10 protein-coding genes are annotated in these 11,807 nt (G+C 68.9%); 2 read left to right on the top strand and 8 right to left on the bottom strand.

Annotated features, from left to right (window positions below; all coding sequences use genetic code 11):
- Nucleotides 1–100 precede the first annotated feature (100 nt).
- Nucleotides 101–703 carry a class I SAM-dependent methyltransferase gene (locus tag AC1DK4_RS22790; RefSeq protein WP_441619270.1) on the top strand — a complete coding sequence of 201 codons (603 nt, stop codon included), beginning with the start codon at nt 101–103 and terminating at the stop codon, nt 701–703.
- Between the two features lie 29 nt (nt 704–732).
- Here the strand turns inward: AC1DK4_RS22790 and AC1DK4_RS22785 are convergent, their stop codons facing one another.
- The 7 genes from AC1DK4_RS22785 to AC1DK4_RS22755 all read right to left on the bottom strand — a co-directional run bounded on the left by AC1DK4_RS22785 (nt 733) and on the right by AC1DK4_RS22755 (nt 9,979).
- Nucleotides 733–1,575: an NAD-dependent protein deacetylase gene (locus AC1DK4_RS22785; protein WP_441618987.1), complete on the bottom strand. Its 843-nt coding sequence runs from the start codon at nt 1,573–1,575 to the stop codon at nt 733–735.
- Between the two features lie 40 nt (nt 1,576–1,615).
- Nucleotides 1,616–1,879: an oxidoreductase-like domain-containing protein gene (locus AC1DK4_RS22780; RefSeq protein ID WP_441618986.1), complete on the bottom strand. Its 264-nt coding sequence runs from the start codon at nt 1,877–1,879 to the stop codon at nt 1,616–1,618.
- Nucleotides 1,880–1,948: 69 nt separating this feature from the next.
- Nucleotides 1,949–2,494, bottom strand: coding sequence for an SRPBCC family protein (locus AC1DK4_RS22775; protein WP_441619268.1), 546 nt, complete (start codon nt 2,492–2,494; stop codon nt 1,949–1,951).
- A gap of 208 nt (nt 2,495–2,702) precedes the next feature.
- Nucleotides 2,703–4,232, bottom strand: a complete 1,530-nt coding sequence (locus AC1DK4_RS22770) for an efflux transporter outer membrane subunit (RefSeq protein WP_477131790.1) — start codon at nt 4,230–4,232, stop codon at nt 2,703–2,705.
- Nucleotides 4,233–4,243: 11 nt separating this feature from the next.
- Nucleotides 4,244–7,435 (bottom strand): efflux RND transporter permease subunit, encoded by a 3,192-nt coding sequence (locus AC1DK4_RS22765; protein WP_477131789.1) that lies wholly within the window; start codon nt 7,433–7,435, stop codon nt 4,244–4,246.
- Between the two features lie 210 nt (nt 7,436–7,645).
- Nucleotides 7,646–8,914, bottom strand: a complete 1,269-nt coding sequence (locus tag AC1DK4_RS22760; protein ID WP_441618980.1) for an efflux RND transporter periplasmic adaptor subunit — start codon at nt 8,912–8,914, stop codon at nt 7,646–7,648.
- 141 nt (nt 8,915–9,055) lie between these two features.
- Nucleotides 9,056–9,979, bottom strand: a complete 924-nt coding sequence (locus AC1DK4_RS22755) for an alpha/beta hydrolase (RefSeq protein WP_441618978.1) — start codon at nt 9,977–9,979, stop codon at nt 9,056–9,058.
- A 304-nt stretch (nt 9,980–10,283) separates the two neighbouring features.
- Here AC1DK4_RS22755 and AC1DK4_RS22750 point away from each other — a divergent pair, with 304 nt between their 5' ends.
- Complete coding sequence (locus AC1DK4_RS22750; RefSeq protein ID WP_441618976.1) at nt 10,284–11,240, top strand: LysR family transcriptional regulator; 957 nt, start codon at nt 10,284–10,286, stop codon at nt 11,238–11,240.
- Nucleotides 11,241–11,259: 19 nt separating this feature from the next.
- On the opposite strand, the gene AC1DK4_RS22745 is transcribed toward AC1DK4_RS22750, so the two are convergent.
- Nucleotides 11,260–11,706, bottom strand: a complete 447-nt coding sequence (locus tag AC1DK4_RS22745; RefSeq protein ID WP_441618974.1) for a RidA family protein — start codon at nt 11,704–11,706, stop codon at nt 11,260–11,262.
- Nucleotides 11,707–11,807 lie beyond the last annotated feature (101 nt).

The raw sequence follows: 11,807 nt of genomic DNA, 5'->3' as shown, positions 1-11,807 counted from the left end.
GGGAGTAATATGCATCCGGAAACCTGGACTCGACATGCGGCAGGCGAGCGCAGGACATGAGCGACCAGGTCGCCGCGGCCAACAGGAGCACATCGTGAACATCGATACCGGCACCCTCCAGGCCTACAGCGCCGCCGCCGCAGACTACGCCAGGGACTGGCACGCGCAGCAAGCGCCCGCCGATCTCTACGCCGCGCTCCTGCGCGAGTTCACACCCGGGCCGAGCGCCGACATCGGCTGCGGCGCGGGCCGCGATACGGCCTGGCTGGCCGCCAACGGCTTCGAGCCCAGCGGCTTCGATCCGTGCGAGCCCTTGCTGGCCCAGGCACGCCAGCGCTATCCCACCTTGCCCTTCGAGCAGGCCGCCCTGCCCGAACTCGAGGGCGTGCCGCGCGGCTACTACCAGAACGTGCTGTGCGAGACCGTGATCATGCACCTGGAGCCGCGCATGGTCGCCAGCGCCACGCGGCACCTGCTCGATATCCTGCGCCCTGGCGGCACGCTCTACCTGAGCTGGCGCGTCACCGACCATGTCTCGCAGCGCGACCAGGCTGGCCGCTTCTTCGCCGCCTTCGACAAGGCGCTGGTGACCGAAGCGCTGGGCAGTGGCGATACCCTGCTGTTCGACCGGGAAGAAGTGAGCCAGTCCTCGGGCAAGCGGGTGCACCGGCTGATCGTGCGCAAGGCGCTGCCGCCGGCCTGACGCGTGCCCGGTGCCCGGCGCCCGGCGCCTCAGGGCAGCCCGAGCCGCCCGGTCAGGTCCGTCAGCGCGTCGGCGCAGGCGACATCCGCCTTCAACGCCAGCAGCGCGTCGGCCCGCGTCTGGCCAAGGTTGATGGCAGCCACGGGCTTGCCCAGCTTCTGCGCCGCCAGGCAGAAGCGGTAGCCCGAGAACACCGTCAGCGAGGAGCCGATCACCAGCAAGGCATCGGCCTGCCCCAGCGCTTGCATGGCGGCATCCACGCGCTCGCGCGGCACGGATTCGCCGAAGAACACCACATCGGGCTTGAGCACGCCGCCGCAGTGCCCGCAGGCGGGAATGCGCACGGCTTCGAAGCTGGCCAGCTCGAGGTGAGCGTCGCCGTCCGATGCCGGCAGGGCGCGCAAGCCGGCCAGCGCCGGGTTATCCGCTTCGAGCTGCGTTTGCAAGGCGGCGCGCGCGCGGCGTGTGCCGCATTGCAGGCAGATCACCGTGCCCACATGGCCGTGCAGCTCGATCACGCCGTGGCTGCCGGCACGCTGGTGCAGGCCGTCCACGTTCTGCGTGACAAGCTGGCGCAGGTAACCCGCCGCCTGCAGCCGCGCCAGCGCGAAGTGCGCGGCGTTGGGCTGTGCATTGGCCAGCACAGGCCAGCCCAGCATGCTGCGCGCCCAGTAGCGCTGGCGTACGGCGTGCGAGCGGAAAAAATCCTGCGCCTGCACCGGCGGCGTGCGCTGCCAGTTGCCCTGCGCATCGCGGTAGCCGGGGATGCCGGAATCGGTGCTGATGCCGGCCCCGGTCAGCACCAGCAGGCGCGGATGGCCTTGCACGAAATCATGGAGATCGGCCAGGACGGGCTGGTCGGTAGCGAGCACGGAGGCCTCCTGTGACGATACGGTGAAGCGACGCGGGACTTCAGAAGCTGGGACCGCCGGCGCCCGCGTCCGCCGTCTCGCCGGCCAGGGCCTGCCATGCTTTCAGCTCGGCGCGGTAGCGATCCATCGCCTCGGCATGCAGGTCGAAGATGCAGGGATCGCAGCCATTGCCGCAGCATTCATTGATGTCCGGCGTGACCGGGGCCACCGGCCGGGGCGGCAAGGCCGCCGCTGCCGGCTCCGGCGCGCTCGCCGTTTCTGTGTTGCGTCCTGCTGCGGACGCGGGGTTTTGTACCGACACCATCGACTCCGGTTGGATTGCCCTCCCAGTATACCGCCGGGCGGCAGTCTCGCCTGGTGCCGGGAACGCGGCTCAGTCCGCCGCGCCTGGCTTGCCGGCCTCCAGCACCGCGCGCAGGCGCGCCACCGCCGTCGCGGATTCCGCCTCGATGCGCGCGCGCAGCAGCAGCCGGTTGGTCAACATGAACAGCAGGTTGGGCGCGGCATAGCTGAATTCGCGCTGGAAGCGCGTGCCTTCCGGCACCGGCGCGAGCGTGTAGCGCACCGTACCCGCCTCACGCCCGTCGATGCTGCCCTCGATCATCCACGCGGCGGGTGGCTGGCGCTCCACCACCGTCCACACGACCTCTCCCCGCCGCCCGGCAACGAGAAAGGTTTCGGTCACATGCTCGCCAGGCAGCAGCGGATGATCTGCCGCGCCGGCCACCGCTAGCGATGAGGGATGCCAGTTCGGCCAGTTGGCGGGTGTCGAGACGTAGTCGAACACCACCGTGGCCGGACGCGCGATGGTGGCCGTGTTGACGATGCGCGTGACGTCGCGCAGCGGCACCGGCAACGGCACCAGCAGGATGCCGGCCACGCAGGCCAGGACCAGCAGCACGATAAGCAAGGCTCGCAGCCTTCGGAGTCGACGCGTTCCCATGATCCACGCAGTGAAAAAGCGGCCTGCCCCCGGCGGGCGGCCGCGTTGCTTCCAGTGTAGGCAGGTTTTGCGCCCTGTCCCGGCGGGCCGGCCCAATGCAAAACGCGGCAACCGCCTGGAGCGGTTGCCGCGTCGATGTGCCGCACACGGTATGCCGTATGCGGCCTGCTGCTGCCCGGGGGCTTCAGCGGTTCGCTGCGAGCGGAGGCTGCGCCGTGCCCGGTGCCGCATCGGGCAGYGGCCCCCAGCCGCCGCCCAGGCTGCGCACCAGCGCCACCGTGGCCGAAGCCCGCAGGCCGGCCACCTGGTTGGCCTCGCGCTGCGACTGCAGCACCGTGCGGTCCGCGTCGATCACCGTCAGGTAGTCCACCGCGCCGGCCTCGTAGCGGCTGCGCGAGATCTTCGCCGCGCGCCGCGCCCCGCCCAGCGCGCCGTCCAGCGCACCGGCCTGCTGGCTCAGCCAGCGCACGTCCGCCAGGCTGTCCTCCACCTCGCGCAGCGCCGTCAGCACGCTTTGCCGGTAGCTCGCCACCGCCTCCTCGTGCTGCGCCCGCGCCGCCGCCAGGTTGGCCTTGTTGCGCCCGCCGTCGATGATCGGCGCGGCGATCGTGCTGCCGATCAGCGGCCCCAGCATCCACGCCGTCGACGACCACTTGAACAGGTTCGACAGGTCGTTGGACTCGAAGCCGAACAGCCCCGTGAGCGTGATCTTCGGGTAGAACGCCGCCTTGGCCACGCCGATGCGCGCATTGGCCGCCGCCATCTGGCGTTCGGCCTGCGCGATGTCGGGGCGGCGCTCCAGCAGCTCGGACGGCAGCCCCGCCGGCACCGCGATCAGCGCTGCGTCGAGCGGATGCGCGCCCAGCGTGAAKGCCGCCGGCGGCGCCCCGGTCAGCACCGCCAGCGCGTGCTCCTGGTTGGCCCGGCGCCGTTCGATGGCGGCCAGGTCGGCGCGCGCCGTGCCCAGCTCCGCCTCGGCCCGCGCCGGGTCCAGGTCGGTGGTCTCGCCTTCGTCGAAGCGGCGCTTGAGCAGCTTGAGCGCATCCTCGCGCAACGCGATGGTGGCGTTGAGCAGGTCGCGCTCGCTGTCCAGCGTGCGCAGCGCGAAGTAGGCCTGCGCCACGTCGGCCTGCAGCGCCAGCTGCACCGAGCGGTACAGGTCCTCGGCCGCCGCGCCCTCGGCGCGCGCCGCCTTGACGTTGTCGGCCACCCGGCCGAACAGGTCCAGCTCGTAGCTGGCGAAGGCGCGTGCCTTGTACACGGTCTGCGCCGGCACCTTGGTGCCGTCGGGCAGCCCCTGCGAGGCCGCCGAATACTGCGTGCGGGTCGGGTCCAGCCCCACGCTGAGCTGCGGGGACTGGTCGGCCTCCGCCACGCCGGTGAAGGCGCGCGCCTGCTTGAGCCGCGCCGCGGCGATGGCCAGGTTCTGGTTGGACTCGGTGGCCTGCGCCATCAGGCGGTCGAGGTCGGYGTCACCGAAGATCTTCCACCATTCGCCGCGCGGCGCCCCCTCCGAGGGCGTGGCCACCTTCCACTGGCTGCCTTCGGCCTGCGCGGCCGCGGCTTCCTTGTAGGCCGGCGTGGCCGCGGTCGCGCTCTCGGGCACCTGGTAGGTCGGCGCCAGCGAGCAGCCCGCCAGGATCAGCGCCACGGCCAGCGTGGCCAGGCGCGGCAAGGCGCCGGATGCCATCGTCGATGTCATGGATACGTTCATGTCGGTCATCCTTATTCAGCGGAGGCGATCGCCTGGTGGCTCGCCGACGGGGCGCTGGCCGCGCGGCGGCGCTCGCCACGCGTGGCCAGCAGGCGCAGCGCCACATAGAACACGGGGGTGAGGAACAGCCCGAAGAAGGTCACGCCCAGCATGCCGGCGAACACCGCCACGCCCATCGCATGACRCATCTCCGCGCCGGCCCCGGTGGAGACCACCAGCGGCACCACGCCCATGATGAAGGCGAACGAGGTCATCAGGATCGGGCGCAGGCGCAGGCGGCTGGCCTCGATGGCGGCAGCCACGATGGTGCGGCCTTCATGCTCCAGTTCCCGGGCGAACTCCACGATCAGGATCGCGTTCTTCGCCGACAGCCCCACCAGCACGATGAAGCCGATCTGCGTAAAGATGTTGTTGTCACCCTTGGTCAGCCACACGCCTGTCATGGCGGCGAGCAGGCTCATCGGCACGATCAGGATCACGGCCAGCGGCAGCGTCAGGCTTTCGTACTGGGCGGCCAGCACCAGGAACACCAGCAGCACGCACAGCGGGAAGATCCAGACGCCCGCGTTGCCGGCCAGGATGTCCTGGTAGGTCAGGTCGGTCCATTCGAACTTGATGCCCTTGGGCAGCGTCTCGGCCGCGATGCGCTCGGCCGCGGCCTGCGCCTGGCCCGAGGAGAAGCCTGGCGCCGGGCCGCCGTTCATGTCGGCCGCGGTAAAGCCGTTGTAGCGCACCACGCTGTCCGGGCCGAAGCCTTGCTTGACGGTCAGCAGCGACGACAGCGGCACCATGTCGCCGGCGGCGTTGCGCGTCTTGAGCTGCAGGATGTCCTCGGCATGCTGACGGAACTGCGCGTCAGCCTGAACCTTGACCTGGTAGGTGCGACCGAACTTGTTGAAGTCGTTCACGTAGGCCGAGCCGAGGTAGGTCTGCAGGGTGTCGAACACATCGGTGACCGGCACGCCGAGCTGCTTGGCCTTGACGCGGTCGAGCTTGACGTCGAGCTGCGGCACGTTGACCTGGTAGTTGCTGAAGATGCCGGCCAGTTCGGGCGTCTTGCGCGCCTTGTTGGTGAAGGCGCTGGTGGCGTCGAACAGCGCGTCGTAGCCGAGCGCGGCACGGTCCTCGATCATCAGCTTGAAGCCGCCGATGGTGCCCAGGCCCTGCACGGGCGGCGGCGGGAACACGGCGATGAAGGCATCCTGGATCGACGCGTACTTGGCGTTGAGCTGCTGCGCGATGGCCGCCCCCGACATGTCCTTGCCCTTGCGCTCCTCGAACGGCTTGAGCGTGGCGAACACGATGCCGGCGCTCGGGCTGTTGGTGAAGCCGTTGATCGACAGGCCCGGGAAGGCCACCGCCGATTCCACGCCCGGATGCTTGAGCGCGATCTCCGACATGCGACGGATCACGTCCTCGGTGCGGTCCAGCGTGGCGCCGTCGGGCAGCTTGGCGAAGCTCACCAGGTACTGCTTGTCCTGGGCCGGCACGAAGCCCTTCGGCACCAGCTGGAACACGCCCCAGGTCAGCGCCAGCATGACCGCATAGACGCCGAACACCGCGCTCTTGCGCGAGATCACGCCCTTCACGCCGCGGCCATAACGGTCAGCGCTGGCACCGAAGAAGCGGTTGAAGCGGGCGAAGAAGCCGCCCAGCACTCGGTCCATGCCGCGCGACAGCCAGTCCTTGGGCGCATCGTGGCCGCGCAGCAGCAGCGCGGACAGCGCCGGCGACAGCGTCAGCGAGTTGAAGGCCGAGATGATGGTCGAGATCGAGATGGTCAGCGCGAACTGCTTGTAGAACTGTCCGGTCAGGCCGCTCATGAAGGCCAGCGGCACGAACACTGCGATCAGCGTCAGCGCGATGGCGATGATCGGGCCGCTGACTTCGCGCATGGCCTTGTAGGTCGCCTCCTTCGGCGACAGCCCCTCGGCAATGTTCCGCTCGACGTTCTCCACCACCACGATCGCATCGTCGACCACGATGCCGATGGCCAGCACCAGCCCGAACAGCGACAGCGCGTTGATCGAGAAGCCGAACGCATGCATCAGGCCGAAGGTACCGACGATCGACACCGGCACCGCCAGCAGCGGAATCACCGAAGCGCGCCAGGTCTGCAGGAACAGGATCACCACCAGCACCACCAGCGCGATGGCCTCGAACAGCGTGTGCGTGACGGCCTCGATACTGTGGCGCACGAACTGCGTCGGGTCATAGACGATGCTGTAGTCCACGCCGTCCGGGAAGTTCTGCTTGAGTTCCTCCATGGTCTTGCGCACGTCATCCGAGATCTGGATGGCGTTGGAGCCCGGTGCCTGGAAGATCGGCAGCGCCACCGCGGGCCTGTTGTCGAGCAGCGAGCGCAGCGCGTATTCCGATGCGCCGAGCTCGATGCGGGCAATGTCCTTGAGGTAGGTCACCGCGCCATCGGCCGAGGTGCGCACCACCACGTCGCCGAACTCCTCCACGCTGGTCAGGCGGCCCTGGGCGTTGACCGACAGTTGCAGGTCGGTGCCAGGCAACGACGGCGACTGGCCGATCACGCCGGCCRCCACCTGCACGTTCTGCTCGCGGATCGCCTTGACCACGTCGGACGCGGCCAGCTGGCGCTCGGCCATCTTCTCCGGGTTCAGCCACACGCGCATCGAGTAGTCACCCGAGCCGAACATCTGCACCTGGCCCACGCCCTGGATGCGCGCCAGGCGGTCCTTGACGTTGATCAGCGCATAGTTGCGCAGGTAGGTCATGTCATAGCGGTCGTTCGGCGAGACCAGGTGGACCACCATGGTCAGGTCGGGCGAGCTCTTCACGGTGGTGATGCCCAGGCGGCGCACGTCCTCCGGCAGGCGCGGCTCGGCTTGCGAGACGCGGTTCTGCACCAGCTGCTGCGCCTTGTCCGGGTCGGTGCCCAGCTTGAAGGTCACGGTCAGCGTGAGCGTGCCGTCGCTGTTGGCCTGCGACGACATGTACAGCATGTCCTCGACGCCGTTGATCTGCTCTTCCAGCGGCGTGGCCACGGTCTCGGCGATCACCTTGGGGTTGGCGCCCGGGAACTGCGCGCGCACCACCACGGACGGCGGCACCACCTCCGGATACTCGGAGATCGGCAGCTTGAACATCGAGATGGCGCCGATCAGGAAGATCAGCACCGATAACACGCCGGCAAAGATAGGCCGGTCGATAAAGAATTTCGAGAGATTCATCTCAGTCTCGGCGAAAGCGCTCCCCCTGGCGGCCCGGATCGCGGGCACCATATGGAGCGTGGGGAAGCAAAAAAATGGCTCGGTTCTCTTGGGGGACGGTGTTTCGTCGAGGCCGGCGCGCATCGCTGGCGCCCGCCCTTTACCCCGGCCCTTCTGCCGCAGGCGGCAGGGGGCGGCAAACCCTCAACAGCTCAGGTTCATGTCGGCCGTTCAGGTCACCGGCTTGCCTTCAGCCGCCTTGTCGGTTGCCTTCTCGGCAGCGGCCTGCTTGCGGTCGGCGGATCCGGTACGCTGGTCCAGCTCGCGCTTGAACGCCATCTCCACCGCCTTGGGCGCCACCGTGTCGCCCGGGCGCACGCGCTGCAGCCCGTTGACCACGATCGTCTCGTCGGCCTTCAGGCCCTGGCGGATCACGCGCAGACCCTCGAACGACGGCCCCAGCGTGACTTCGCGGTAGGCCAGCTTGTTGGCCTTGTCCACCACCAGCACGAACTTCTTGCCCTGGTCGGTGCCGATCGCGCGGTCATTGATCAGCACCACCGGATGCGGTGCCCCGCCGCCGAGCTTGACCTTGGCGTACAGGCCCGGCAGCAGGCGGCCATCCGTGTTGTCGAACACCGCGCGCACGCGGATGGTGCCGCTGCGGGTGTCGAGCCGGTTGTCGATCGACTGGATACGGCCCTGGTGCGGATTGCCGTCTTCGTCGGCCAGGCCCAGGAACACCGGCAGCCTCGACTGCCCGCCTTCCGTGTTGGCCGCGCCGCCAGCCTCGGGCGCCGTGTAGCGCAGGTAGGTCTGCTCGTCGACCTCGAAGCTCGCATACACCGGCGACACCGATACCACCGTGGTCAGCACCGGCGACGATGCACCCGGCGCCACGAGGTTGCCCACCGTGATCTCGGCGCGTGAGACGCGGCCGCTCACCGGAGCCACGATGCGGGTGTAGTTCAGGTTCAGCCGGGCTACTTCCAGCGATGCCTGTGCGGCACGCACGTTGGCTACCGCCTCGCGCGCACCGTTGTCGCGCTCGTCGAACTCGCGGCGCGATACCGCGTTGTCCTGCACCAGCCGCTGGGCGCGGGCCAGTTCAGTCTGTGCGTGGGAGGCGCGCACCTGCGCGGCCGCCAGCGCGGCTTCGGCGCGCGCCACTTCGGCGGCGTACGGACGCGGGTCGATGGTAAACAACGGATCGCCCTTCTTCACCAGCGCGCCCTCGCGGAAGTGCACGGCATCGATGGTGCCGCCAACGCGCGGACGGATTTCCACGCGGTCCACCGCTTCCAGGCGGCCGGAGAATTCATCCCATTCCGTGATGGTCTTGCCCAGCGCGCCAGCCACGTCCACGCCGGTGGGCGCCGGGGCCGGCACGGCCTGCGCCTCGCCGGCGTGCCAGGGCTTGAGCAATGATGTTGCCAGGCCCGCGCCGAGCACGGCGACGATGGCCAGGGCAATCATGGTGCGTCGATATTGCTGCTTCATTTTCTTCACTCCGTATTCCGTAGCGGGTTCTCTTCAACTGGAAAGCAAAAAAATCAGGACGAACGCCTCCGCCGGAGCGCGCCAGGGGGTCGCGCCCGGAGGGCCTGTGCATGCAGGCCGGCTTGTCGTGGCTGGCTCGGGTCAGCCCGGCGGGCTGGCTCCCGGGTTGCGTTCAGTCCTTGGTGAGGCATCGTCATCGCCGGCAAGGTAGCCTTGCAGGTAATGCGCGCCTTCGTTGACCCAGACCTGACAACGGTCATGGGACTGTTCCACGCCGGCGCCACAGGCACCGGGCATGATTCTGGCTTCGGCCGGCACGCCGGCCGTCTGCAGGCGCGACGCGAAGGCTTCGCCCTCGGCGCGCAGCGCGTCCTCTTCCGCCACCTGGATCAGCGTGGGCGGCAGGCCCGCCAGCCGCGAGGCCAGTGCGGGCGCCGCGTACGGATGCACGCTGGCGGCCGGGGTCGGCAGGTAGTCGCGGTAGTAACCGGCCAGGCGCTGCAGCATCTCCAGCGGCACGCTGCGGCCACCCTGCGCGCCGGCGCACGAAGCATGCTGCAGGCACGGGTCGGTCACCGGGCGGATCAGCCATTGCGCGCACGGCTCGGGCAGGCCCCGGTCACGCAGCATCTGCGACAGGGCGATCGCCAGGTTGCCGCCCGCCTCCTCGCCCACCAGGGCGAAGCGCAGCTTGTCCACCTTCAGGCGGCGCGCATGGCGCAGCACCCAGTCAACCGTGTTGAACGCATCTTCCGGCGCCGCCGGGAACGGAAAATCGGGCGCCAGCGAATAGGCCGGCGTCACCACCACCGCAGGCACCGTGGCCGCCAGCGATGCGGCGAGCCGCTGGGATTTCTCCACACTGCATTCCACGAAGCCGCCGGCATGCAGGTAAACCAGCCAGGGCAGCAATGCCGCGCCCTTGCCCTCCGGATAACCGGGCGGGTAGCTCAGGCGCACCATGATCGTACGGCCGCCGCTCTCGACGGCGTGCTCGGTCATGCGCCCCGCGGCCAGTTCGGCTGCGTGCGCCGCGGCTGCGGCTTTCGATCGGGTAGGCGCCATGGCGGTCATGTGCGCCGCGTTAACGGCGCTTCCATTGCTTATTGCGATGCAGCGAATTATGGTGGTTGATAAAGGTGGGATAAAGCGAGGCTTTGCCAATGCACTGTTTCTGTCGTGGAATAATCGGGGGTGTTGCGTGCGGGAAACCCTTCGCTTCACAAGGTCATGCGATKTGTGATCCACTCCCGCACTTCCGCAGCCACGCCCAGCGCCCAATCCGCCCTGTGCCAGGCCCGGCGGCACTTCACGCGAGTGCGCGCCCGGCCTGCCGGACCTGCCTGATTCCTTATTCCGGGGAGTGAACATGGATCGTCTCGTATCAATGCAGGCATTCACCCGCGTCGTGGATGTGGGCAGCTTTGCGCGGGCGGCCGAATCGCTGGACCTGCCCAAGGCCACGCTCACCCGGCTGATCCAGAACCTGGAGACGCACCTGGGCGTCAAGCTGCTGCACCGGACCACCCGGCGCATCAGCGTCACCACCGACGGCGCCGCATATTACGAGCGCTGCGTGCGGATCCTGGCCGACGTGGAAGAGGCCGAGCAGTCGCTGACCCACCAGAACAACACACCGCGCGGCACGCTGGCCGTGGACACCACCGCGGGCCTCGCCCAGATGGTGCTGATACCCAGGCTGCACGAGTTCTTTGCCGCCTACCCCGAACTGAAGATGGAGCTGACCATCAACGGCAAGCCCATCGACCTGCTCAAGGAAGGCGTCGACGTGGTGCTGCGCGTGGGCGACCCCGTGGACGAAACCATGGTGGCGCGCCGCATCGGCCAGCTGCGCCTGGGCTTCTACGGCTCGCCGCTCTACCTCAAGCGCAACGGCACCCCCGCGCAGCCCAGCGACCTGACGCAGCACAAGGCGGTGAACTATCTGTCCAACCGCACCGGCCGGGAGATGCCGTGGCCGATGGGGCAAGGCGACAAGCGCACCGAAATGCTGCTGCCATCGGCCATTTCCACCAACGATGCCGACGTCTACCTGGCCTGCGCGCTCGAAGGCCACGGCCTGGCGCGCATATCGCGCGTGATGGCGCAGCCTTACGTGGAAAGCGGCCGGCTGGTCGAAGTGCTGGCCGACTGGCCGACGGACTCCCTGCCCATCTCCGCCATGTATCCGCAGAACCGCCATCTGTCGGCCAAGGTGCGCGTGTTCGTCAACTGGGCGGCAGACCTGTTCGCGCGCCATCCGCACTTCGGCGACGGCCAGTCCGCGCAGCCGCGCCAGCCGCAGCCGCCCAAGCTGGCTGCCTGAACAGGCCGGTGCCTTCACGCTAGGCGGCATGCGGGGCCTGCGCCACCGCCAGCGCCTCGATCTCGAACAGCATGCCGTCCAGCGCCAGCCGCGGCACCGGGATCAGCGTGCAGGCCGGCTTGGGCGCCTCGCCCCAGGCCCGGCCCAGCTCACGGGACAACACCGCCAGGCGCGCCTCGCTGTGATCCACCACCAGCACGGTCAGCCTGGCCACCTGGCGCAGTTGCGCGCCCGCCGCCGCCAGCGCCACGCGCAGGTTGTCCAGCGCCTGGCGCACCTGCGCGTCGAAACTGTCGGGCAAGCTGCCGTCCGCCCGTTCACCGCCCTGCCCGGCCACGCAAATGAGGCCGGCGCCCGGCGGAATCATCGCAACGTGGGAATAGCCATTGGCGCCGGGATCGTACAGGCCGATCGGATTGAGCATGGTGAGCCGGCGTGGCAGGTCGGCTGTACTGGTGGCTTGCATAGGACTGGATCCTCGTAGCGAAGGGTTGCAGCGAAAAGGTCGTGGCGAAAAGGCGCGCTCGCGCCAGGTGGGCGGGCGCCAGGCTCGACAAAGCCCACTGG

Source organism: Cupriavidus sp. 05N38 (assembly GCF_056397345.1).
The sequence above is the reverse complement of the archived record's forward strand: the minus strand, read 5'-3'. Positions and strand labels throughout refer to the sequence as shown.

Bases quoted from the DNA above. Each gene is read 5' to 3' on its own strand.
- AC1DK4_RS22755 (WP_441618978.1), bottom strand. From the start codon at position 9,979: ATGGCGCCTACCCGATCGAAAGCCGCAGCCGCGGCGCACGCAGCCGAA.
- AC1DK4_RS22745 (WP_441618974.1), bottom strand. From the start codon at position 11,706: ATGCAAGCCACCAGTACAGCCGACCTGCCACGCCGGCTCACCATGCTC.
- AC1DK4_RS22750 (WP_441618976.1), top strand. From the start codon at position 10,284: ATGGATCGTCTCGTATCAATGCAGGCATTCACCCGCGTCGTGGATGTG.
- AC1DK4_RS22780 (WP_441618986.1), bottom strand. From the start codon at position 1,879: ATGGTGTCGGTACAAAACCCCGCGTCCGCAGCAGGACGCAACACAGAA.
- AC1DK4_RS22760 (WP_441618980.1), bottom strand. From the start codon at position 8,914: ATGAAGCAGCAATATCGACGCACCATGATTGCCCTGGCCATCGTCGCC.